Source organism: Vibrio sp. 1078-1 (genome assembly GCF_033340475.1).
The window spans coordinates 858204-882366 of record NZ_JAWOWM010000001.1; the positions used below are offsets into that span (position 1 = coordinate 858204).

General features: G+C 41.2%; 18 protein-coding genes. 17 read left to right on the forward strand and 1 reads right to left on the reverse strand.

What is annotated here, in order from left to right; all coding sequences use genetic code 11:
* Positions 1 to 292 precede the first annotated feature (292 nt).
* Positions 293 to 2443, reverse strand: coding sequence for a serine/threonine-protein kinase (locus R7190_RS03805; protein WP_165935321.1), 2151 nt, complete (start codon positions 2441 to 2443; stop codon positions 293 to 295).
* A gap of 312 nt (positions 2444 to 2755) precedes the next feature.
* Between R7190_RS03805 and tagH the strand changes: the two genes are divergently transcribed.
* From tagH to R7190_RS03890, 17 genes are all read left to right on the forward strand, one after another.
* Positions 2756 to 3949 (forward strand): type VI secretion system-associated FHA domain protein TagH, encoded by a 1194-nt coding sequence (tagH, locus tag R7190_RS03810; RefSeq protein ID WP_005375931.1) that lies wholly within the window; start codon positions 2756 to 2758, stop codon positions 3947 to 3949.
* Between the two features lie 11 nt (positions 3950 to 3960).
* Complete coding sequence (tssJ, locus tag R7190_RS03815) at positions 3961 to 4416, forward strand: type VI secretion system lipoprotein TssJ (RefSeq protein WP_005375933.1); 456 nt, start codon at positions 3961 to 3963, stop codon at positions 4414 to 4416.
* 21 nt (positions 4417 to 4437) lie between these two features.
* The gene (gene tssK / locus R7190_RS03820; protein ID WP_186585261.1) at positions 4438 to 5763 is read left to right on the forward strand and encodes a type VI secretion system baseplate subunit TssK; all 1326 of its coding nucleotides are present in this window, start codon (positions 4438 to 4440) and stop codon (positions 5761 to 5763) included.
* 11 nt (positions 5764 to 5774) lie between these two features.
* Positions 5775 to 7067, forward strand: coding sequence for a type VI secretion system protein TssL, long form (tssL, locus tag R7190_RS03825; protein WP_005375939.1), 1293 nt, complete (start codon positions 5775 to 5777; stop codon positions 7065 to 7067).
* A gap of 16 nt (positions 7068 to 7083) precedes the next feature.
* Complete coding sequence (gene tssM / locus R7190_RS03830; RefSeq protein ID WP_186585262.1) at positions 7084 to 10602, forward strand: type VI secretion system membrane subunit TssM; 3519 nt, start codon at positions 7084 to 7086, stop codon at positions 10600 to 10602.
* The gene (gene tagF / locus R7190_RS03835; protein WP_005375944.1) at positions 10584 to 11279 is read left to right on the forward strand and encodes a type VI secretion system-associated protein TagF; all 696 of its coding nucleotides are present in this window, start codon (positions 10584 to 10586) and stop codon (positions 11277 to 11279) included. The genes tssM and tagF overlap by 19 nt, the downstream gene beginning before the upstream one ends.
* Before the next feature lie 9 nt (positions 11280 to 11288).
* Positions 11289 to 12083: a PP2C family protein-serine/threonine phosphatase gene (locus tag R7190_RS03840; protein ID WP_005375947.1), complete on the forward strand. Its 795-nt coding sequence runs from the start codon at positions 11289 to 11291 to the stop codon at positions 12081 to 12083.
* On the forward strand, positions 12076 to 13191 hold the full coding sequence (gene tssA / locus R7190_RS03845; RefSeq protein WP_186585263.1) for a type VI secretion system protein TssA: 1116 nt from the start codon (positions 12076 to 12078) through the stop codon (positions 13189 to 13191). The genes R7190_RS03840 and tssA overlap by 8 nt, the downstream gene beginning before the upstream one ends.
* Before the next feature lie 15 nt (positions 13192 to 13206).
* Complete coding sequence (gene tssB, locus R7190_RS03850; RefSeq protein WP_005375949.1) at positions 13207 to 13737, forward strand: type VI secretion system contractile sheath small subunit; 531 nt, start codon at positions 13207 to 13209, stop codon at positions 13735 to 13737.
* On the forward strand, positions 13737 to 15230 hold the full coding sequence (gene tssC / locus R7190_RS03855) for a type VI secretion system contractile sheath large subunit (protein WP_318137512.1): 1494 nt from the start codon (positions 13737 to 13739) through the stop codon (positions 15228 to 15230). Before tssB ends, tssC (R7190_RS03855) begins: the two co-directional genes overlap by 1 nt.
* A gap of 52 nt (positions 15231 to 15282) precedes the next feature.
* Complete coding sequence (gene tssC / locus R7190_RS03860) at positions 15283 to 16794, forward strand: type VI secretion system contractile sheath large subunit (RefSeq protein ID WP_132936420.1); 1512 nt, start codon at positions 15283 to 15285, stop codon at positions 16792 to 16794.
* A gap of 10 nt (positions 16795 to 16804) precedes the next feature.
* Entirely contained in the window at positions 16805 to 17599 is a 795-nt protein-coding gene (locus tag R7190_RS03865) for a type VI secretion system accessory protein TagJ (protein ID WP_017820215.1), read from the forward strand.
* 7 nt (positions 17600 to 17606) lie between these two features.
* Positions 17607 to 18071 (forward strand): type VI secretion system baseplate subunit TssE, encoded by a 465-nt coding sequence (tssE, locus tag R7190_RS03870; RefSeq protein WP_017635621.1) that lies wholly within the window; start codon positions 17607 to 17609, stop codon positions 18069 to 18071.
* Positions 18068 to 19891, forward strand: coding sequence for a type VI secretion system baseplate subunit TssF (gene tssF / locus R7190_RS03875; protein WP_318137513.1), 1824 nt, complete (start codon positions 18068 to 18070; stop codon positions 19889 to 19891). The genes tssE and tssF overlap by 4 nt, the downstream gene beginning before the upstream one ends.
* Positions 19888 to 20853, forward strand: a complete 966-nt coding sequence (gene tssG / locus R7190_RS03880; protein WP_005375963.1) for a type VI secretion system baseplate subunit TssG — start codon at positions 19888 to 19890, stop codon at positions 20851 to 20853. Before tssF ends, tssG begins: the two co-directional genes overlap by 4 nt.
* Positions 20854 to 20863: 10 nt before the next feature.
* On the forward strand, positions 20864 to 23431 hold the full coding sequence (gene tssH / locus R7190_RS03885; RefSeq protein WP_017820212.1) for a type VI secretion system ATPase TssH: 2568 nt from the start codon (positions 20864 to 20866) through the stop codon (positions 23429 to 23431).
* 208 nt (positions 23432 to 23639) lie between these two features.
* The gene (locus R7190_RS03890) at positions 23640 to 24119 is read left to right on the forward strand and encodes an Hcp family type VI secretion system effector (RefSeq protein WP_005375967.1); all 480 of its coding nucleotides are present in this window, start codon (positions 23640 to 23642) and stop codon (positions 24117 to 24119) included.
* The last annotated feature ends 44 nt before the right edge of the window (positions 24120 to 24163 follow it).

The window sequence follows — 24163 nt, forward strand, 5'->3', positions numbered from 1 at the left end:
ACTTATATCCAAACGGCAATGGTCGAAATGTAGGGATGAAAAAACTTCAACTCGCGTGTTTTTAACACAAGTAGCAAAGGGGATGTTTCCAAGTAAAACGCCGAGTCGGTAAGTGTCTTGCAGTCCTAGTTTAAGGCTATCGTTACATACGGACGCCAGACGTTCGCCAACTTTGACTATTCCTTCAGTCAAGGCTAACTCTCCTCATTAAGTACAAGTATAAATTAGCAATCTAGTTGCATATTGGCAAGTAATCTACGGCAAAAAAGGGACTCGCGTCCCTTTTGTATTACTAGCTTTGCTTAGAGTCCTGTTCTATTTGCTTCATAAGCTCGTTGGCTTTCTTCATAGCGCGTCTTGCGCTTGAAGTCCTTCGCTTATTAAGCAATATATCGGAGAAGCGTAAGTATTTATCAGCAGTTTTGAATCTTAAATCGTTAACATCCTGAAAACCAATAGGAAAGTTTTTCGAGAACAGATCCACATCCTTCACCAAGTTATCGAGATGAGTTGTCGTCCTTGCCTTTTCTAGGCGAGAATAAAAGTTTTCAAACTCTTCTTGGAACAGGATTCTAGCGGCATCTTCTGGAAACGGTAGAGGGCTGTTGGAATCTAGCGCTGTCTCATATAATTTCATTTCCAGCACTGCATCTTTCATCGCATTACTTATCTGTAAGTTCTCTTGATGCTCTTCTACGTTTGAAAAGAAGGTGTTCCCAACCTTAATAAGAGCAACAAGTGCAGCTGCGTCTTTCTTTTTGAGTGCTTCAGTGAGGTGCTGACCGAAAACATCGCTAGATAACGAACTTGGCGTGAAAGGATAACCTTGATGAATCTGATTTAACTCATCCTTGAGCTCATAGATGGATTTACTGCCGTCTTCTTTACTGTACCGAGACTTTTCAAGTTGACTGTTGATTTGCCTTGCTATCGAAAGTAACGTGGAGTGCTTGCTTGACTGAATATCTAAGGCAAGAACTTCTATTTTATGTGAGTCAGGGTAGTAGGTTTTTGCTTTATCAAGTATGGACTCAATTTCATCATAATTCGGGTAGTTGTTGGCATCAGAATTCAAAACCTGATCAATTTCAGATTCAAACTCGCTGAGAATATAGGTCTTGTGTAAGCGTAATAAGCCAGCCTTAACGACTGGATGTAAGCTTTTTTCACTATCAATCAGTGCCAAACTTTTTTCTGCTGGCGTATCAAGCTGCCACTCTTGTCCGGCAATTTGATCATTTTGCTTGCTAATAACGGTTTCCAAATTGGTGATGGTTTCTTGTTGCTGCTGATAACCAAATACAATGCCGCTAACTAATAATATACTCGCTGCCGCGCCGCTAGCGATAGGCCAATAGCGCATATTCAATTTGCGTTTCAACTGCTCAGGGGTCAGTTCGTTCGGAATAATGCCAGTTGAAAATACGCTTGAAAATATTGGCCACTTAGATGCAGGCATGTTAGTTGGTTTAGAGACCTTGATCTTCTTTTTGAGAGCTTCATTAACTGGAGTTCTTGCGTAAGGGTGTTTGCAACTCAATAGCTCGTAAGCAATACAAAATAGAGCAAACATATCGTCGCTTAAGTTCGGTTCCTTACCGGATAACAGGTTGAGTGATGCATAGTTGGGAGTATAACCAAGCGTTTCAACATTTTCGGATTTACGTTTAGCCGCATATTGATCCTGCTTTAATTGATGTGTTTTAGATACACCAAAATCAAGCAGTTTAACGTTACCCTCAGACGTTAAAATCACATTAGCGGGCTTTAGGTCGGCGTGCACTACACCAAGAGAGTGAGCATATGAGAGTGCATCGAGTACCTGATTTAGGATTGATAAAGTTGCATTAAACTTCAGCCCATGGGGCCTAGAACGCTGTATTAAACTCTCTAATGTTTCTCCGTTAATATACTCCATAACTAAAAAGTATATTTCGCCATCAACACCAAAATCAAAAACCCTAATGATATTAGGGTGGCTTAACCTTTGAGTTTGTTGAGCTTCACGTATTAACATGCGTGCAGTCTCTGGTTGAGAAGCAAACTCTTTCTGTAATATTTTTAACGCAACGTAGGGTGTTTCTGAACCTGAAGATTCAAGAATCCTATCTTTAGCTAAGTAAACATCGCAAAGCCCACCATGCCCAATAACCGACTCAATTTCATACCGATTTTTAACGGACGCTCCTATTAAGCTTTCGTTAATAACATCTTTGTTATTATTTAATGAGTCATCTTTATTGTTTTTTTTCTTATTAACTAACGGAGTGTTTTCTTTTTGAGACAGTTTTGTGTTTGTTTCATTTTTATTTTTAACGGAGGTTTCATTATTAGTGAGTTTGGTTGATTTAATTGCATTGTCTCGTTTTTGAGTCTTTACAATTTTAGTTTTATCTCCGCTTTCTTCGTTATTTATAGAATTGTTTTTATTACTGTCTTCCATCACAAGAACTCCGTATAAATGATGGGGGAATATATACCTTTCTGCTCAATGAAAAGTCATTATGTTAGAATTTCTCGGCCAAACTAACATTCGTTTTTTTATTGATGAAAGTCTAAGTGTCAAAAATTTGAACTTGGTTGGATAATTAAAATTGTTGAACAATACGTGATTGCTTTGATAAAAAAATGATTCATTATTCCGTGCATGATTTTCAATGGCAGTATTAAGATTTTTATTAATCTTACTGTTAATAAGAAAGTAGTTAATAATAAAATTAAAAATAATATCTAGCAGGTCTTTGGCGAGGTTTACATGAAGTTGGTTTTAACCATAACAAGTTTTCACAAATTTACTCCAGAGATTGAGAGTGAGTTCGTGTTTGAATCAAGTGATGAACATGCCAAGGTTACATTTGGTAGGTCTGAACAATGTGATTGGACACTACCAGATCCTGAAAGAGTGGTATCCGGAACCCACGGAGAACTGATTAAGTTTGGTGACAAATACTTGATAAAAGACCTCTCAACTAATGGTACTTTTGTAAATAATGCTGTAACTCCTGTGGGTCAAGGAAATGAAATAGCACTAAGCGATGACGATATGGTTAGCTTAGGGGATTATCAAATTTCAGTTTCTATTCAAACAGATACAGATGTATTCAGTCTTGAGACAAGTAAAAGTCTTTCTAGCGCACCCCCTGAAGTAGTCTCAAGTCCATCGGAAGCAGAATTTGTTGACCTAGGCCTTAGTGCTAGTGAACTCTTAAACGAAAGTGTTCCTTCTGACTTTCAGCTAGATATTGGTTTAGTCGATGATTTTATTGATATCCCAAAGCCCGAAAAACAGAGCACCGTATCTGAAACTTTACCGAAAGTTAACCGACAATCAGAACACCTATCGACTCCCAACTTTGATACCAATGGGGGTGAACTTGCGGCTTTTGTTAGAGGGGTGGGTATAGATCCAATGATGATTCCCAGCGATAACCGAGAGGAATGGTTCGAACAACTGGGGGAGTCATTTTCTTTGATGCTAGTTGGTTTAATGGAAACACTGCATAACAGAGCAGTGTTTAAACAAACAAATCGACTTAGTCATACCGCATTTCGTAAGTCAGAAAATAACCCTTTAAAGTTTTCTGCAAACTTAGAAGATGCGATTCATAACTTATATAACCGTCAAACCGCTAGCTTCTTAAAGCCAAATGCAGCCATTAAAGAAGCATTTAATGACATCGAAAGTCATGAGCAAGCCTTAATGAAAGGTGTTGAAGGTACGGTTTCGAGTGTTATGTCACTTGTTGAACCTACTTCTATATACTCAGATGCTTTAGCGAAAGACACGGTTATTAATAAGGTTATTCCAGCTAGGAAATATGCTCAAAGTTGGAAGAGGTTTGAGGATATTCATGAAAAGCTATCCGATGATATTATCAATAAAGAGTCTCCGTTCTATTTAGAAGACTTCGCTAAGCACTATGAATTAGCATTAAAAAACAAAGGCTAGGAATTAGGGTGATGAAAAAGTTTTACCAATATATTTTGTTATTAATTTCAATAGCTTTATTTGGGTGCTCAGCAGCGAACCTAGTTGTTGATCCATACTCAGATTTAGAAATAGCAGCAAGTCATAACATTAATCCTGATTCAAACGGCAGGCCTTCTCCTGTAGTGGTGTATGTATTTGAATTAACGTCAAATACCATTTTCGAAAGCCAGGACTTTTTTTCTATTTATGAAGAAAGTGAAAAAGTCTTAGGACCTGATTTAGTGAATAAATATGAAGTTTCATTAACTCCAGGTCAGAAAGAAACATATCAAGCAAGTATGTCTCCAAAGACAGAATATTTAGGCATTGTCGTAGCGTTTCGAGATATTGAAAACTCAAATTGGCGACAAGTCATTAAAGTGGATAAGACCGGTTACAACACATATCAAGTATTGTTAGAAGATCTGTCTTTGGTCGTTAAATAACGTTTAGTTGGCTAATTATAAATGACGCAATACTCCAAGACGGCTTGGTGCGAAGGAATGTTTTTACGTCCCCAGCACTTCCAACAACAAGAACGCGCAACCTCTCAAGAATTCAAGGGCTTACATCAGTTAGGTGGGGCTTACAATTGGGGAGTTTGGAAATGTCGAGTAAAAAAACACGCGCTAAAAGATGGTCTTATTGAACTTGAGCATCTTGAAGCTGTTTTGCCAGATATGACGTTGGTTAATACGTTAATATCCAACGATTCAGTTTCGCCTCTACTTATTGATAAAAACACTGAAAATACGTTAGTAAAAATAACTCTCCCTCTTTCAAGTGTTACAGGTAAAAACGTTTCGGATGTAAGCGAATCGATCGTCTCTCGTTATGTACTTCAAGATATCGACGTGATAGATAACCTTACAGGACAAGATGAAGAAACCATCCAAGTTGCAGCCCTTAACCTAGAGTTGAAAGCGAGTAATGACAAATTAGCGGGTTATGTGGAGTTACCTATCTTAAGGATCAAAGAGGTAACTCCTGAAGGGGAAGTTATACTAGACGATGAGTACGTTCCTCCGCTTATCAACCTCCTTAGCGACAAAGTTATGTCAGTTTATCTACGTAACGTTATCGCGATGACAAAGATGCGTGCTGACGTTATTGCACAGCGCTTGATTAAGGGTAAATCTGCATCGGCATCTGCTGTTGATTTCATCATGCTCCAAATGCTGAACCGATATGAGGCGAAGTTAAAGCATTTCAGTGAGTTAGATAGGTTACATCCACTGGAATTAGCGACGACACTTAAAGGTTACATTGGTGAGTTAGCCACTTTTTCTAATAAAACTAAAAGAGTCCCAAGTTTGCTTGCGTATGATCACTTAGATGTATCAAGTGTCTATAGCGAGTTGAATCAGATACTCAGTCAGTACCTCAGTGTTGTCCTAGACCAAACTGCGACCAAACTTCCGTTGGAGCCTCGCCAATACGGTATTCAAGTGACGCCGCTTCCAGATAAACGCTTGCTTGAGTCATGCCAATTTGTGCTAGCAATTAAAGCAGACACCACAACAGATGAAATAAGACGCCTGGTCCCAGCGCAACTCAAGTTTGGCCCGGCAGAACAGATTCGCGATCTAATTAATAATCAGATCAACGGTATAAACGTAGTGCCGTTGAGTGTCGTCCCGAGACAGATTCCTTACCAAACGGGCTATGTTTATTTCGAAGTTGTCAAGAAAGGGCCATTTTGGATGAGGCTAAAAGATAGTGGCGGTATTGCGCTTCACCTATCAGGGCATTTTCCGAACGCTGAACTTGAGCTTTGGAGTATTAATCAATAGGCGCGCTCTGTATGGAACAAACGATAGTAAAACCAACACCGGGTGGAAGAGCACCCGCATCGAAACCACAATCAGAAAAGTCTGTGGATAATACCGTAGTTATCTCAAAAAGTCCTGAATTGGTGAACAATGATTCAGTGGTCGCTTATGGGAATAACTCTCTACTAGCAGAGGCGAATGGCCTGTTATCTATTATCGGTCAAATTCGCTCGACAGCGACTCATTCCGATCCGTTGTTTCTAAAAGAGACATTGGCACAAAAGCTTAGAGATTATGAGAACCGATTACGTCAGCATGACGTTGATTTGGATACCATTGATACAGCTCGTTATTGTTTATGCTGTTCACTAGATGAAGTTGTCCTTAACACCAATTGGGGTGGGAATTCATTCTGGAGTCACGATTCATTACTTAGCTCCTTCTATGCTAGCAGTCAAGGTGGGGAAGCGTTCTTTAAGCATCTTGATAAGTGCATGGCGAAACCAGATGTGAACTTAGATTTGCTTGAACTAATGTATGTGTGCTTATCTCTCGGGTTTCTGGGTCAATACCGTTTAGAAAAAAATGGACTGGAATCGCACCGGAAATTGAGAAGACAGGTTATTGCTACTCTTAAGACTTATGGGAGAGGAGTCCCTCAGGAACTAAGCAATAGTATCGACCAACACATTTTGAATGGCTCAAAGGCTTCTGATAGAGCTCCTCTTTGGGTTGTATGTTCTGTAACGGCGGCACTATTGGTCTGCATATATATGTATTTTAGTTATGAGCTAAATAAGGCATCCAATCGCACCTTTTCTCAATTAGTCAATTTGATTCAACCGCAACAACTTAACCAAGATGCAACGTCAGAATCAAAATCAGCGCCAATTGCAGAAAAGATTTCAATGTATCTAGCAACTGAGATCGGTAAGGGGCTAATCAATGTTGAGCCGCTGCAAGACAGGGTAAGAATTTCGTTAAAGTCTCAAGATCTATTTGAATCAGGTAGTGCTGATGTTGTCGCTTACATCCAACCCGTTATTTCTAAGCTTGCGAGAACATTGGAGTCGACCCAAGGCAAGATCATTGTTACTGGTCACACCGACGATAGGCCTATTTTCACGAGTAAATATCCCTCGAACTGGCACCTATCATTAGCTCGAGCCACTGCTATGTCTGAACAACTGATCTCGAATAGTGCATTAGAAGGGCGAGTGATACCCGAGGGATTGGGGGATGCAAGACCATTAGTTGAAAACAGTAGTGATGAAAACCGAGCTATTAACCGCCGGATTGAAATCGACCTTCTTGTCGCGAATTAATAATAGGTAGATAGAGATGCGTATTAAAGAAATTGGCAGAATATTTACTCAAAGATGGTTTCTCGGTCTTATAGGTGTCGCTGCTTGTTCTATTTTCATTTGGGTTGTTGGTCCACTTATTGCGATAGCGGGATATGAGCCCCTAAAGAGTGACTTTCAACGGCTAGTCACTATTCTAGTGTTGGTGTTGCTTTGGGCGATATTTAACGTTACCAAGCAGCATAAGCAAAAGGTGAGAGAAGACGAAAGTATTCAAACGTTGCTTGAGGTTGATAGCCTATCAGATAAAGAAGCGGCAAGTGAAATTGACTTAATGCGCGAGCGTATTGAGCAAGCTGTCAAAGTAGTGACGAAAACACACAAAGGCAAGAGAAGCTTGTATGACTTACCGTGGTATGTGTTGATTGGCCCTCCTGGAACGGGGAAAACAACTGTATTAAAGCAGTCGGGGTTAGAGTTTCCATTAGGAGACAGCCTTGGCTCTGACTCTATTGCCGGTGTAGGTGGCACTCGCCACTGTGATTGGTGGTTTGCAAATAAAGCAGTTCTTATAGATACGGCTGGCCGGTATACGACACAAGACAGTCAAGAAAAGGTCGACTCTAAAGCGTGGCATGGTTTCTTAGGATTGTTGAAAAAGTATAGAACGCAAAGACCAATTAATGGTGCGATTGTTACGATAAGTTTAGCCAGCGTGATGTCTCAGACTCGAACCGAGCGAAGTCTTCATGCTCGAGCAATTAAGTCGAGACTTCAAGAACTGAAAAACCAGTTAGGCATGCAGTTTCCGATTTACGTATTGCTCACCAAAATGGATTTAGTTGCCGGTTTCAATGAGTTTTTTGCCGATTTAAGTAAGGAAGAGCGAGAGGAATTATTTGGTTTCATGTTCCCTCGTGAAGTGGATGATGAAAGAGGCGTTATTTCTCTATTCAACAAAGAATTTCATGGCATGTTGGAGCGCCTTGATGCCCGTATGCTTAGAATACTTGAAACAGAGGACGATTTAGATAAACGCGCGCTTATCTTTGAATTTCCAAAGCAATTAAGAGTGCTACAAGCTAATCTTGACGAGTTTTTAGCTGAAATTTTTGCACAAAACAGTTTTGAAGAGCCTGCCTTGATTCGTGGTGTGTTTATGTTGAGTTCGGTTCAAGAAGGCTTACCAGTCGATAAGCTGATGAATGAATCAACCAATGGACTTGGGTTAAATCGTTTAGCTCTAGCAAAGAGTCAGACTGGTTCTCATAGTTATTTCGTAAAGAATCTTTTTGACAAGGTTATTTTCAAAGAGCAACTGTTAGGAACAGTTAATCGTCACTATCAAAAGCAGTCAGGTTGGATGCGTCGAGGTGTTTACATTGGATGTACAACGCTACTGCTAGGAGCTTCTGCGCTTTGGTTTATGAGTTATAAGTGGAACTCACAGTTAATTGTCGATACCAATGAACAAGCGAGCCATATTGATGCAATGATTGGCGCTCAAAGTTTAGATTTTGAAACGGATATTGTTTCAGCTGTAGAAACATTAGATAGGTTGATGACGCTTCCTCTCGGAAAGCAAAGCGACTACGGTGATGCCGACTCTGTAAAGAGGTTTGGTCTCTATCAAGGAGACAAAGTGTCTCAGGCGGCAAACAATGCATATTCTGATGCTTTGACCCAATATTACGCCCCTCTGCTTCTTGATAGCTTGGTGTCAGAAATGGAGAGCAATCAACAGCATCGTGAGTATTTGTACGAAACGTTAAAAACGTATTTGATGTTATTCAATCCAGACAAATATCAACAAGATGAAGTGTTGGCTTGGTTTAACTTTTATTTCGAACGTCAATATCCGGGTGAGCTAAACGCAGACTTAAGAAGACGTTTGCTACAGCACACTCAATATTTATTAGGCAACGATGGACAAGGCTTTACTTACAACACTGCTGCCGTGACGAGTGCTCGAGAAGTGTTGACTCAAATGTCTCTACCTGAACGTGCTTATCAGCGAATGAAAATACAATTTTCTAAGAGTCATGTACCTTCATTTCGCTTGACTGATGTATTGGGACCTAAAGGGCTTGAGCAGTTCGAGCGAGCTAGTGGAAAACCGCTATCACAAGGCATTTCGGGTTTCTACACGTACAATGGTTTTCATAGCATTTTTCAGATTCAGATCAACCGTACAGTAAAAAGCCTAATGGAAGAGAACTGGGTTTATGGTGACGATCTTAAGGCTCATGAAATTGATCAAGATAGTGCCATCCAAGGCGTTCAGTCTCGATACTATCAAGATTATGTTAATGAATGGAAAACGTTGATCGAAGATATTCAATTGAAGCAGGCTCCGAGCCTAGAACTTGCGACAGAGCAAGCGAGGGTTTTATCTGGAGTTGAAAGACCAATCGAATCTTTGTTGAGAGCAATCCAAAAAGAGGTTGCTCTATCAAAAGTATCATTGTCAGAAAATCAAAAAGCCGCTTCTGAAGTTGCTGGTAAAGTTGCCAAAGTTAAGTTTTCAAATACGGCAGATAGACTAGACATGTATTTACCTGAAGAAAACGGCTTCAATGTTGCTCTGCCAGGTAAAGAAGTCGAATCGCATTTTTCAGAGATCTTACGCCTTGGTGAGCAAGACTTTGATGATATTCAACAAGCAATGGTTAACTTGCGTTCGTATTTAAGTGACTTATCAAGCTCTGGTAACAATCAGAAAATTGCCTACAAAAGTATTTTAGATGGAACCGTTACACAAGATGTCGCAGCTTCCTTCGCTCGTGCTAAAGAACTTTTGCCGAGACCATTTAATCAATGGCTAGGTGAGCTTTCTCAAGAGTCGGTTAAGTTTGCGGAGAGCGGTTCGAAGGATCATCTAAATCAACTTTGGGTAACACAGGTGGTCCGCCCTTATCAGCGGACTATTGCTGGCAGATATCCATTCGAGCCCAACGCGAGCAGAGAAGTTAGATTGAAAGACTTTAAGCGATTCTTTGGTTATGGAGGTACGCTTGACGCATTCTTCCAAGAATACCTCGAACCGTTTGTGGATACTTCGAAAAGTCGTTGGCGATTAGAAAAGGAAATTGGAGTTCGTCCAGAAACACTAATGGTCTTTCAAAGAGCGCAACGTATCAGGCAGTCTTTCTTTGAATCTGATAATTCATTACGCGTAGAGTTTGGGATGAAGCCTGTTTATCTAGACCAGCACATTACTCGATTTGTCTTAGAGTTGGGTGGACAAGATTTGGTTTATAAGCATGGACCAGCAAGAGCTAAATCGTTGAGTTGGCCTGCCGGTCAAGATCAGACTCGAATTGTGTTCACACCACCTGAATCTAAACGCGAAATTGCGCATACCTATGAAGGTGAGTGGGGCATATTCAAGCTTTTGGATCAATCACTTAAAGCAAGGCCAGAATCGCGTAAAGACAATATAGTTATGATTGATTTAAAGGGAAATAAGGTGCAGCTAGAGCTTATTCCTTCTAGTGCCATTAATCCGTTTTGGTCAAATGAAATGGAGAGGTTCAGATGTCCACGAACCTTATAACATCAGGCTGGGGCTATATCGGTAAAATGCCTGCAAAAGGGGACTTTGTGAAAGATGGTTTATCACAAGATTTCTCGGAGCGTTGGCATGATTGGCAACAGGCGGTTATTGCAGTCAGCAGGGAACAACTGGGTGAAAGCTGGAATGAGCACTTTTTAACGGCTCCTGTGTGGCACTTTGCTTTGGATATTAGCTATTTAGAAGACTCAACCTACATTGGTAGCATGATTCCTAGTGTTGATGCATGCGGTAGATACTTTTTCTTTACTATAGCTCGTGCCGTAAAAGGTGAAGCTGCGCAATATTGGGGTGACAGAGCTTGGACCGAGGACAGTGCCGCTCTTGCTCTTTCAGTACTTGAGGACGACTTTGTCTTTGATGTTTGGCATAAGAGTACTCAAGAAAAAAATGACCTCGTTGCGAATGTAACAAGTGAAGTGAAGCCTCTAGAGTTTCTTTATCAAAGCCAAATATCTACAGTTTTTCATGATCACGGCAATACTGATCAAAACACGCTTTTGAATTACCTCATTAAAGAAAAATTGAGTAAACCATGTTTTTGGTGGACTGAAGGTTCAACGAAGGTTGAACCATGCATGTTCATTACTAGTGGATTTCCTTCAATTGGTCAGTTTTCAGCCATGCTTGATGGCGGCTGGAAAAAGTGGAATTGGTAGGATAGAAGAATGAATTGGAACTATTTTACCTTTGCTAAATCGCACGCAGGAAAAGTACGCCCTTATAACGAGGATGCTCTGTTGGATATGACAGAACAGCATATTTGGGTGGTTGCCGATGGAATGGGTGGACACAGTGCTGGCGATATAGCAAGCCAGATGCTAGTGGATAGAGTCGCGCGCCACATGCAGGATGTCTCCAATACTAATATCGATGATATCCGAAGAGTGGTTCAAGAAGCGAACTTAGAAATTTACCAATACGCACAAAATCACTTAGACGGTAAAACGATGGGAACAACACTTGTTTTGTTGTTTATTCAGGATGGGTATTACCACTGTCTTTGGGTGGGTGATAGCCGAATTTACCAGCTTAGAAGTGGTAATTTTGTCCAAAAAACACGTGATCATAGTCAAGTCATGGACTTAGTGGATCAGGGCTTATTGGCATTTGAAGATGCCGAATCGCACCCTCTTGCAAATGTTATTACCAGAGCTGTTGGGGTCGACGAAAGTGTCACTATTGATCAAGTTTCAGGGCAGTTGGCTGACGGCGATCAGTTTCTACTCTGTAGCGATGGACTCTCTAAGGAACTTACGAGTGATGAAATTCATCGGACATTGTATGCAGACTCAGTCAACCAAGCTGGATTAGCTCTCATGCATTCGGCTTTGGTTCGGGGCGCAAGTGATAACGTAACTTGTGCTTTGATCAAAGTTCGCCAAGCGCAAACGGAGTGCGAAACAGTAACTAGAGAAGACGCGACGATACCTGTCTTTCTAAGAGGGAGAGCTTATGAGTAATGAAATGTTTGATTGGTATGAACAAGCGTTGGCTCCTATATCTCAAGAAAATCCTACAGGTATTGATCCTAGAGAGGATGTATCACCACAGTCTTCTTACTATCGGTTGAAAGATCAGCGTATGGCCGCCCGCAACGCTGAACGTAATGCTCTTATAGAAGAAGAAAGTATCTATACCCACAGTAATTTATGGCGAGTATTTATTGAAGATGTCCCAGAAATACTCACGAATCAGTCTAAAGATTTGGAATTTGTTGCCTGGCTTATAGAAGCCCTAACTCGATTGTATGGTTTTCGTGGTATGGGCGTTGGCTACAAACTCGCAACCAGTTTAATTGAGAACTTTTGGGATGATCTGTACCCAATGCCTGATGAAGATGGTATTGAGACAAGAATATCGGCGATTATTGGCCTCAATGGTATCGATAGTGAAGGAACACTTATTTTTCCAATTGCTTGTATACCATTGACTGACTTAGGCGTGGAGCAAGCTTATGCCTATTGGGAATATCAGCAAGCTATAGAGCTTGAGCGCTTAGACGAAGATAAGCGCCGAAATCGAGTCGAGCTTGGGGCTGTTGAGCTACCTGAAATTATAACTACGGTTAAGTCGACTTCTGATACGTTTTATCAAGAATTAATCACGGATTTGGAGTTCGCTACAGAATCATTTAATGAATTCAGTCAGCGATTAGACGAAGCGGTCGGTGATGTGACTCCTAGCTCTTATATATCAAAAAGACTCGAATCAATACACTCGGCATTAAAGCACCTTCTAGGAGATCGTTTCAATCAACCACAAGCCGTGTTTGAAGAGCTAGAGGATCTTGATGAATCTTCTTCTGAACAACCGTTAAGTTCACAAAGTTGTGATGCATTATTAGCGACAAACATGAAATCACGAGAGCAGGCAATTAGACAATTGCAGCAAGTAGCTGATTTCTTCCGAGAGAGTGAACCTCACTCACCAGTTTCTTACTCCATCGAACAGATTATTCGTTGGTGTGGGATGCCTCTGCCGGAGTTACTGGCGGAACTTATCTCCGACGGGGATGCAAAGAAAAGCTACTTCCGTTTGGTTGGCATAGCAGAACAAAATGAAAATTAATAAAGGGAGAATGGTATGACGAGTATCCACTCGAAACTATCACGAGTACGGAAGCCTCGTGTCCACATTACCTATGATGTTGAAACTGAAGGTACGACTCTTAAGAAAGAACTGCCTTTTGTTGTAGGTGTAATGGGTGACTTCGCTGGTCAAAACACAGAAGCGTTGAAGCCATTAAAAGACCGCCGTTTTATTCAGATCGATCGAGATAACTTTGACGATGTACTCAAAAAAATGAATCCATCGGTGAAGTTTAAAGTTGCGAATAAGCTTGCGAATGACGATTCACAGTTTGAGGTCGATTTAAACTTTAAATCAATGCAAGACTTTGAGCCTGCTGCGATCGTAAATCAAGTTGATCCACTACGCCAATTGATGGAAACGCGTAATAAACTGCGTGATTTGATGACAAAAGTTGACCGCTCAGAAGAGCTTGAAAATATCCTAGAGGATGTTTTGAACAATACAGACAATCTGGCAAGACTTGCAGGCGAGTTAGATCTTGGCAAGAAAGCGAAGTCAGACAGTACTGAAGGAGCGGAATAATGACGACTGAAGCTGAAAAACAGTTAGATCCAACTGTTAATGAACAGACAACTTCATTCTTAGATCAAGCTATTGGTGCGACTAAGCAGACCGAAGCTTCTCGTGCTGAGGAGCTGATTAAAACGCTCGCTGAAGAAGCAATGAAAGGGACAGTTACTTGGAACAAAAACCTAACAGTAACTTTTCGTGAAGCGATTAATTTGCTCGATAGGCAGATTTCTGATCAGTTGTCTGAAGTAATGCATCACCCAGAATTACAGAAACTCGAAGGTTCTTGGCGCGGCTTAAATTATCTAGTGATGAATTCAGAGACCAGCTCTACTCTGAAAGTTCGCATGATGAGCATGACCAAGAAAGAGCTACATAAAGACTTGAGCAAAGCTGTTGAGTTTGATCAAAGCCAGATCTTTAAAAAGGTTTACGAGTCTGAGTTTGGTAGTGCTGGTGGTGAACCGTATGGTGCATTGATTGGAGACTATGAGTTTACCAACCACCCAGAAGATATTGAGTCGTTACGCCTAATGTCAAATGTAGCGGCTTCTGGCTTCTCTCCATTCTTGTCCGCGGCTTCACCAGCACTATTCGGCTTTGATGAGTGGACTGAGTTGTCAAAACCACGCGACCTAGATAAGGTATTTGAATCACTAGAATACGCCCAATGGCGTTCGTTCCGCGAGAGTGCCGATTCGCGCTTCGTTAGTCTGACGATGCCAAAAGTCCTTGCTCGTTTGCCATACGGACAAGCTACCGCTCCAGTCGAAGAGTTTGGGTTTGAAGAGTTCGAAGTAGATCCTGTTTCAGGTATTGCTGTTAACGCTGAACATAACGACTACTGTTGGATGAACTCTTCGTATGTTCTTGGTGTTAAGTTAACCGACGCATTTTCAAAATATGGATTTTGTACTGCCATCCGTGGTGCAGAAGGCGGCGGTCGAGTGGATAACTTGCCAACGCATTTCTTCATGAGTGATGATGGCGACCCTGATATCAAGTGCCCAACAGAGATTGGTATTACCGACAGACGTGAGGCGGAGCTTGGTAAGCTTGGTTTCTTACCGCTTTGTCACTACAAAAACACCAACTATGCAGTGTTCTTTGGTGCGCAAACCTGTCAAAAACCAGCGAACCATGAATCCCCTGAAGCAACGGCCAATGCGGCCATTTCTGCCCGCCTACCTTATATGATGGCAACATCTCGTTTTGCGCATTATTTGAAAGTAATGGCTCGAGATAAAATTGGTAGCTTTATGGAAGCAGAAGACGTTGAGTCTTGGCTGAACCGCTGGATCCTAGGTTACGTCAATGCTTCTGAAGGCGGTGGTCAAGAGATCAGAGCGAAATACCCTCTAGCAGACGCTCGTGTTCAGGTTAAGGAAATTCCTGGCGCACCTGGTTCTTACAATGCCGTAGCATGGCTGAAGCCTTGGTTACAAATGGAAGAACTGACCACATCTTTGCGACTTGTGGCAAAGATCCCTCAGTCAGGTGGATAAGAAATGAATTGGCTGGTCGAAAGGCCAGCCATGACCAATCTTTATGTTCTAGATGGAATTAGCAGTGTCACTTAACTTTCGCGACCCTAGCAAGCTAAAACATGAGTTCAGTACCGGAGGCTATGCTGAACTTGATAGCCCGTGGTTGACTCGATTCAATGAATCTTCTGATCTTGTATCGTCAGCTCGAATTTGGCTAGAAGGTACACGTTCAAGAGATTTGGACAGCTTTCGTCATAGTGTGATGAACACAATTAACCGCATTGATGAGCTATTAGAATCTCAACTAAATGAAATATTACATCATCCTGAGTTTCAACAGCTCGAAAGGGGGTGGGTTGGAGTTAGGTATTTATGTGAACAGGTTGATTCTCGTTCATCGGACTCTGTAAAAGTTAAGGTTTTAACGGCGACATGGAATGAAATCAGTAAAGATGCTTTAAAAGCCATCGAGTTTGACCAATCAGCACTATTTAAGTTGCTCTATCAAAATGAATATGGCATGGCAGGGGGAGAGCCCTTTGGTGTGGTGGTTGGAGATTATCAGCTTCGCTGTGATCCTAGTAAAAATTATTTTGATAGAGATCTGTCTGTGTTGAGTAAGATCTCTCAGTCTGCAGCTGCAGCATTCAGCCCATTTATCATGTCTGCATCGCCAGAGATGTTTGGTGTTGATAGTTTCGCTCAACTCTCTGCGATAAGAGATATAGCAGCCCAATTTGAACAGGAAGATTATGCAAAGTGGCGTAGTTTGAGAGATAACGATGACGCTAAATTTATTGGTTTGACTGCACCTAACGTCTTGTTCCGTCAGCCATACAAAAGTGATGGCTCGCGGAATGATAAATTCAATTTTCAAGAACACATCTACGACTCCAACCGAGATTTGCTATGGGGGAGTAGTGCGTACTGTTTTGCTGCTGTATCAATTAGAGCATTTCAGGAACATGGTTGGTTCACGCATATGCGAGGGATTAAACAAGGCGATTACAGTCAGGGTATTATCGTCGCTCCTACAAGGAGCACGATGCGTGTTAATGGCAAGAATGATCGTGAAAGATGTCCGTTAAACTTGAAAATCACTGAGAGAAAAGAACAAGAATTGTCTGAGTGCGGTTTTATTTCTATTTCTCCAATACCTGAGACTGATATGGTAGGGATGACCTCGAATGTATCTCTCTACAAGCCCAAACAATACGCAGAAAAGCATATTTCAACGAATGCAAAACTGACATCGATGTTGCAATACACATTGTGTGTATCGCGAGTCGCACATTATCTCAAGGTTATGGGGCGTGACAAAATTGGTGGGTATCAAGACGCAGAAAGCCTAGAGCGTGACTTTCAACGCTGGTTACACCAGTACACTACCGCATCAGATGAAGCGTCTGATGAGCTTCGAGCTAAATACCCCCTAAATGAAGCGAAAATTACAGTTCGAGAGAAAAGAGAAACTCCTGGACATTATTACTCAGTTATCCATTTGCGACCGCATTTTCAACTCGATCAAATGGTATCTAGCATTAAATTAATTACCGAATTATCACCAGAGCACATGGTGTAAGGAAATAACAATGACTCAATGGAAAAATGCTTTGTCCCAAGGCCTATTGCAACACGCTCTAGAGCAATTAATTGATGAAATTAAAGCCACCCCTAAAGATGCGAGCTTGAGAAGTTCCTTCATTGAGCTTCTTTGCATTGATGGGGACTTCGAGCGTGCGGACGCTCAGCTCATGCAATCGATTAAATTGTTTCCTGAGTATCTGCCTGGTGCAAGTCAGCTACGACATTTAGTGAAAGCAGCTCAAGCTAGAAAGGATTTTATCAATGGTGCGGCTAGTGCCAAAGTATTAGGTGATGAGGAATTAACTAAAGAGCTTGTTCGATTTAATCTTGCTCTCGGAAATCAAGAGTACGAAGAAGCGTCACGTCTATCGCATCGCATTGAAGAGCGTCGTACTATTAAAGGGTTTAACGTAAACGGCACAAACTACGAAGATGCTAGAGATATTGATGATCGTTTAGGTGGTTACATTGAACTGTTTTCTACAGCAGGTAACTATTTTCTTGTACCCATATCGAGCATCCATACGCTAGAAGTTAAAGCACCTACTTCTTTGTTAGAAAGTATTTGGCGACCTGTCGAGTTTGATATCGATGGACTTGGTGAAGGCGAAGGCCATATGCCTTTGACGTATGTCGACTCAGAGACCGATGCACAAAAGTTAGGCCGAGAAACGGATTGGAAGCAGATTGGTGAGCAAGAATCTTTTGTTGGCTTGGGTCAAAAATGTTGGTTAGTCGGTGACTCAGCGCTTCCAATCTGTGATTTGACTACATTATTAGAACAGAAACAAATAGCGTAGAAATATCATGTCGTTAACCGTTTCTCTGCTCGACAAATTGATAGATAGTGATCCTCTCACTCGAGATGAGAAAGACTTCCCTGCAAGCCAGCAACAGATGTTGAGCAGCTTACTTAGAGATCTAGAGTCGATGCTGAATAGTCGTATTGGATGGAAAAATATTCCTGATGATCTTCTAGAGGTTCGTTATTCAATATTGAACTATGGGCTGCCAGATTTTTCCTCAATGCCCTATAGCAGCCAAGAAGGGCAGAATCAGCTTTGCGACATCGTTCATGATGCAATTAAAGAGTTTGAGCCGAGGTTAAGGAACCCTCATGTCCAGATTTCGGACGAGAAAAACGCTATTGATAGGGTATTGAGGTTACAGATAAATGCCACTTGCTTAATTGATAACAGTATTCATGAAGTGCGATTCAATTCTGAAGTAGAGCCGGTAAATTTAGGTATGAAACTGAGTAGAGCAAAATGAGTGAAGAGTTTCTCAAGTACTATAATCGCGAGTTAGCTTATTTGCGTCACAAAGGGCAAGAGTTTGGTGAGCAGTATCCCAAGATTGCCGCGAGACTTCGTATTAGTGAGGAACAGGTTGACGATCCACACGTAGAAAGATTGTTAGAAGGCTGCGCATTTCTAACAGCAAGGATTAGACAAAGCTTAGACAATAGTTACCCTCAGTTTACAGAGTCTTTGATGGGACAGTTATATCCGGATTTTCACGCCCCAATCCCGTCAATGTCAGTCATTAAAATGAGCTGTTCTAACTCCACTTCCTCTTATTTTGATGTAGAAGAAGGCGAGCGAGTTGTTATCGGTGCTACTGGATATCATGAATGCGAGTTTAGAACTTGTTATCCGGTCAGAATGTATCCTGTTGATGTGACCTCTGGCGTTTTTAAAAATGCGCCTTTCAAGCCAGTTGGCTCACGATGGGAAAGCAATGCTCATTCAGTTTTGAAAGTACAGCTCACGGCTCAAGATGAAGAGACTCCTCTTGGTGAAATGGGGATAGAACGGCTGCGCTTCTATTTAAACGGTCAATCTCAATTGACTTTTAAGCTCTACCAAATGCTGTTTCAAAACCTAATTGGTTTATCTGTTGTTGTGGATGGCAAAGAAGTTCGTCCTTTAACCAAAAGACATCTTTCTGAAGTAGGATTTTCAGAAGATGAGAAAGTTGTGCCATACAGTAAAAGAAGCTTTTCAGGAGCAAGATTACTTGTTGAGTATTTGCACTTTCCTGAGAAGTTTATGTTCTTTGATATCACCGAACTTGGATTATCTGAGCTAGATCTTGGAGAGCAAGTCGAACTGTATTTTTACTTTGATACCAACGATGACTGGCTTCCAAAGCAAGTGGACGAAGAAAGCTTAATGGTAGGTTGTGTGCCTGTAATCAACTTATTTAAAAGTATTATGGAGCCTAAGCGTATTCTACCAACTGAATACGATTACCACTTGTCTCCACAATACCAAGAATCTGAAAGTAATGAGGTTGTCTCAATTTCTGACGTAACGTTGAGAAACTGGAACAAAACGTACCACAATTTGCCATGTTATCACGCTGGTGAGCACACGCATTATACAAACACTAGTGAGATTTATTGGTTGATGAGACGTGAGGATAAGAACTGGGCTGGTGGGTATGATGAGCCAGGTAGAGAAACTTACATTTCTTTTGTTGATAAAAAACATCAATTGTTCAGCCCGGATAGCCGGGAAAACTGGTTAATGTACGTGGAAGCTGAGTGCTGTAACCGCAACTTAGCGCAGAAACTTCCATTTGGAGGTGGGCTGCCGCAAGTATCTTTACCGGAGGTAAATGACAATTTCGAATCTGTTCGTTGTTTAGTTTCTTTATCAGAAACTATTCGGCCAGAAATGGATGAAAGCACACGATGGCAGTTAACTAAGCTTTTAACTTTAAACCATTTTACCGAGGAAGATGGTTTAGCAACTTTGAAGCAGACCCTTAATCTCTATGCATTTTCTGGGACAGCAGAAACGAAAGCGGTAATCGATGCTTTAACTAAGTTAGAGTTTGAGCCTACTACAGGAAGAATTAGTCAGAAAGGCAAAGTTGGATTTGCGCACGGTATAAAAATTATTTTGACGGTTTCTGATCAAATTTTACCTAAAGAGCAGATCTTTCTCTTAGGTAGTGTTTTATCTGTTTACTTCTCGCAATATGCTGAAATTAACATTTTTACGCAGTTAGAAATAAGAATTAAGTCCACGGGAAAGTCTTTCCACCGATGGCCCGCATTAACTGGCGATAAGGTGTTGCTATGAGCGCGGAACAATTTTATCGAGAATTAAAGCAACATCCATTGTTTGAAGCGATTCATCTTATTGAACACGAAGTTCTGCAAGCAGAGGCGCAAATAGGAACAGATGCGTTACCGAAGCATGAAAAGCTAAACTTAAAGGTTAATCCATCATTAGGTTTTGAAAATGCTCAGCTTTGTGAACTGAAAAATATAGATGACAGCAAGTTAGAGATTGAGACCAATTTAATAGGCCTAACGGGTGAGCAAGGTGTGCTTCCCCAGCACTATAGTGAATTAGCTTTACATCGCCAAAAAGAAGGCGATACGGCTATGGTGGACTTCTACGATATTTTCAATCATCGCTTATTATCTCTTTATTATCGATGTTGGCAACTGAGTCAGCTGACTGTTCAGTCTCGTGCGCATGCGCAGGGCGCGCGTTCGCCGTTAGAAAGCTGTAAATCGGCATTAACTGGGAAAGGGAGTTCACTGTCCCGGCACTATGGTGGTGTGTTTGCTTCACCAGTGAGAAGTAAAGGTGGACTGAAAAGTATTCTTGAATGTTTATCTGGATGCCAAGTAAAAGTTCATGAATTTCAAGGACAATGGTTACACCTTACGAAAGAAGAGCAAACACGCCTTGCATCCCGAACTATGCCTGAAGGGCAGTTTGCTCAACTTGGTTTAGGAGCGTCTTTGGGTTCGAAAGCATGGAACATCAACGCGGGGACAACAATAGAATTTCTGCCAAAAGATAAACAGCTAGTTAGTAAATTGCTTCCTAACCAACCCAATATAGCAATCATTAAGAACGCTGCTTATGAGTTGATTGGAAAACATAAACAACTGAAGTGGCAGCTCACCACCAAACATAGTTTGCTACCACAAGCTTGTTTATCGAAACAGCAGGGGCAGTTAGGTATTGGTTCTGTGCTTAAAAAACACGAACGTACAAAAGATCGAACTATAACAATTACTATTTAAAGGAAATGTAATGGCTTCACTCTCACTTTCAGCGTTGGTCGAAAGATTGTCTCCTCAGGCTAAGGAAACACTTGAACAGGCAGCTGCGATGGCAAGCTCCCGAACTCATCACAGTATTGAAATGTCTCACTGGTTAATGATGATTATCCGCCATCCTGACGATATTTACTCTGAAGTTTTTGACGAATTTGATGTCGATAAAATCAAGGTTGAAACCGATATTCAAAAGGCATTAGAAAAATACAAAACAGGATGCCAGTCGGTGCCTGGGCTATCAGCTCATACGGTGACTGTTATGCAAAATGCCTTGTTGTCTGCAACCATTGAATTCAATCAAGAACAGTTGGGGTGCATCCATCTTTTATTTGCCTACTTGTCTGATGATACGTTAGTCAACATGGCTGGTTCGATTAGTCCTGAACTAAACAAGATAGAACCATCTCGCTTATTGAACTTTAAAGAAAGTAATGCGCCTCAATCAAGATCGAATGACTTAGCGCAGTCAAACGCGAATTCCGCCTTGAATCAATTTACAACAGACCTTACTGAGCAAGCTAGGGAAGGTAAAATAGATCCGGTGATTGGTAGAGATAATGAAATTCGCCTAATGATCGATATTTTATTAAGACGCCGACAAAACAACCCGATTCTTACGGGAGAAGCTGGTGTTGGAAAAACAGCCGTTGTTGAAGGTTTGGCGCAAAAGATCATTGATGGCGATGTACCTCCCGCTCTGCAAAATGTGGCAATTAAGTCTCTGGATTTGGCGTTACTGCAAGCCGGCGCAGGCATGAAAGGTGAGTTTGAAAACAGGCTTAAGAACCTTGTTAAGGAAGTAAACGACGCTCCACAGCCTATTATATTGTTCATTGATGAAGCTCATGGCCTAATTGGCGGTGGTGGGCAAGCGGGCCAAGGTGATGCGGCGAATATTCTGAAGCCAGCATTAGCGAGAGGTGAACTCAGAACGATCGCAGCAACAACGTGGGCAGAGTATAAAAAGTATTTTGAAAAAGATGCAGCTTTAACTAGGCGTTTTCAAGTCGTAAAGGTTGATGAGCCTGCCCCTGAACTCGCGATCGAAATGTTACGAGGCTTACTTGATGTAATGGCACAACACCACGATGTTCATATCACTAACCAAGCTCTCAATGCAGCGGTCCAACTGTCAGCTCGATACATTAATGGTCGTCAACTGCCAGATAAAGCGGTTTCTGTTTTGGATACGGCCTGTTCTCGAGTTGCGTTAAGTCAGTCATCTACACCGGGAGGCCTAGATGCGAAAAGAAACAAACTTAAAGCAAAGCAAGCTGAGTATGAGCATCTTAGCCAAGAGAGTCGGCTAGGAGCATCTCTTGATGTGCAGCTGCAAGGTGTCCGAAAAGAGATTGATGCGCTATCTAATGACATTATTGAATTAGAAGTACTTTGGGAAAAAGAAAAAGAATGGGTAAATGAAGCTAAGTCACTTAGAACCCAAATAATCCAGGAGGGTTCTGAAACTGCTAGAGACAAGTTACAAGAGCTTGAAAATAACCTTTCCGCTAACTCACAGCCCTTAGTTTTTTCGCATGTAAATGAAGCGCTAATCGCAGAAGTTATTTCGGATTGGACCGGTATACCGCTAGGTAAACTTCAGGATGATGAAATCCAAGCAGTATTGGGTTTGAAAGAAAGTTTGTGTAAGCGAGTTGTCGGGCAGGATCACGCTTTAGAGCTCATGTCTGAAGTGATAAAAACCGCGAGTGCGCAGCTCACGGATGAGACACGACCAAATGGTGTATTTCTCCTAACCGGACCAAGCGGAGTGGGTAAAACCGAATCGGCTTTGGCGATTGCAGAGAAAGTCTATGGTAGTGAAGAAAATGTCACGACTATCAATATGTCGGAATTTAAGGAAGAGCATAAAGTCTCATTGCTATTAGGTTCTCCTCCTGGTTATGTCGGTTATGGAGAAGGAGGTGTACTGACTGAAGCTGTTAGACGTAAACCTTATAGTGTAATTCTCCTCGATGAAATGGAAAAAGCGCACCCTGGTGTTCAAGATATTTTTTATCAGGTGTTTGATAAAGGCTCAATTAAAGACGGTGAAGGTCGAGATATAGACTTTAAAAACACTATTATTATTATGACCGCGAACACAGGGACCGAAACGACGATGTCTTTGTATTCTGATCCTGATTTATCTCCTGAGCCGTCAGCACTAAAAGATGCTTTACGCGATGATTTGTTGGTCGACTTTAAACCTGCATTTTTAGGGCGTGTGAACGTATTACCTTATTTGCCTCTATCAAGAAAAGTATTGATAGAAATAACAAAATTAAAGTTGGATAAAATTACGACTCGTATTCGTAAGCACTATAACGCTGACCTGTTTTTTGATGAGGAACTAATTAATGATATTGTAGACAATAGCAATGAGTCTGGCAGTGGTGCGCGTGTGGTACAAACAACCATAGAAAATACATTGCTTCCGAAGATTTCTCATGAAATATTGCATGCAATTCTTAATGATAAGACGTTTGATGAAATTATTGTTAAAGGTACAACTAGTGGACTTGATGTCTCAATAGTTTAACATCCTTTACACTCTCAATAATAATTGGGAGTTGGTTCATATTAACTATTATTTTTTATAAAAAACGCTTAAATTAAATCTTATTTAAAGATATAACAGGGCGTATTTAAAATGAAGTTTTTGATACATTAATCACTAATTATCACCAAACGTCAGATAATTAAATTACTACGATATATGTCAATTAATAATGCTATAGGAGATTAGCATGCAGTCTAATACGTATCTTAAATACGCAGATATTAAGGGTGAGGCAACAGCCGAGCAATACAAAGATTTGATTACACTACTATCTGTAGATTGGAGTGTAGGTCGTGAGATCTCATCATACACTGGTACAGCGATGGACCGTGAAGCGAGCGCTACTCGTCTATATGATTTGACTATCACTAAACTTCAAGACCGTTCTTCTCCTGACTTATTTAAAGAAGCGACGATTGGTAAAGGTAAACCAGCGGTTTTCCATATTACTAAGCAGGGTGAGAAGGTTGAAGAGATCATGAAGATCGAACTGACTGATGCGATGATTTCTAACTACTCAGTTTCTATCCAAGACGATCGTCCAGTTGAAACTATCACAATTTCTTACACAGAAATGATGATGACAGTGACTCCTACTGACGATAAGAACAACACTTCTGCTCCATTGGTATACGGCTACAGCGGTGTTAAAGGTCAACAAATGTAATTTTCATGCGGGGGAGTATTCCTCCGCATTTTTTTGAAAGAAGT

Bases quoted from the DNA above. Each gene is read 5' to 3' on its own strand.
- R7190_RS03890 (WP_005375967.1), top strand. From the start codon at position 23,640: ATGCAGTCTAATACGTATCTTAAATACGCAGATATTAAGGGTGAGGCA.
- tssH (WP_017820212.1), top strand. From the start codon at position 20,864: ATGGCTTCACTCTCACTTTCAGCGTTGGTCGAAAGATTGTCTCCTCAG.
- tssA (WP_186585263.1), top strand. From the start codon at position 12,076: ATGAGTAATGAAATGTTTGATTGGTATGAACAAGCGTTGGCTCCTATA.
- R7190_RS03865 (WP_017820215.1), top strand. From the start codon at position 16,805: ATGACTCAATGGAAAAATGCTTTGTCCCAAGGCCTATTGCAACACGCT.
- tssB (WP_005375949.1), top strand. From the start codon at position 13,207: ATGACGAGTATCCACTCGAAACTATCACGAGTACGGAAGCCTCGTGTC.
- tssL (WP_005375939.1), top strand. From the start codon at position 5,775: ATGGAACAAACGATAGTAAAACCAACACCGGGTGGAAGAGCACCCGCA.
- tssC (WP_318137512.1), top strand. From the start codon at position 13,737: ATGACGACTGAAGCTGAAAAACAGTTAGATCCAACTGTTAATGAACAG.
- tagF (WP_005375944.1), top strand. From the start codon at position 10,584: ATGTCCACGAACCTTATAACATCAGGCTGGGGCTATATCGGTAAAATG.
- tssM (WP_186585262.1), top strand. From the start codon at position 7,084: ATGCGTATTAAAGAAATTGGCAGAATATTTACTCAAAGATGGTTTCTC.
- tssF (WP_318137513.1), top strand. From the start codon at position 18,068: ATGAGTGAAGAGTTTCTCAAGTACTATAATCGCGAGTTAGCTTATTTG.
- tssG (WP_005375963.1), top strand. From the start codon at position 19,888: ATGAGCGCGGAACAATTTTATCGAGAATTAAAGCAACATCCATTGTTT.
- tssE (WP_017635621.1), top strand. From the start codon at position 17,607: ATGTCGTTAACCGTTTCTCTGCTCGACAAATTGATAGATAGTGATCCT.
- tssK (WP_186585261.1), top strand. From the start codon at position 4,438: ATGACGCAATACTCCAAGACGGCTTGGTGCGAAGGAATGTTTTTACGT.
- tssC (WP_132936420.1), top strand. From the start codon at position 15,283: ATGGAATTAGCAGTGTCACTTAACTTTCGCGACCCTAGCAAGCTAAAA.
- R7190_RS03840 (WP_005375947.1), top strand. From the start codon at position 11,289: ATGAATTGGAACTATTTTACCTTTGCTAAATCGCACGCAGGAAAAGTA.
- tssJ (WP_005375933.1), top strand. From the start codon at position 3,961: ATGAAAAAGTTTTACCAATATATTTTGTTATTAATTTCAATAGCTTTA.
- tagH (WP_005375931.1), top strand. From the start codon at position 2,756: ATGAAGTTGGTTTTAACCATAACAAGTTTTCACAAATTTACTCCAGAG.
- R7190_RS03805 (WP_165935321.1), bottom strand. From the start codon at position 2,443: ATGGAAGACAGTAATAAAAACAATTCTATAAATAACGAAGAAAGCGGA.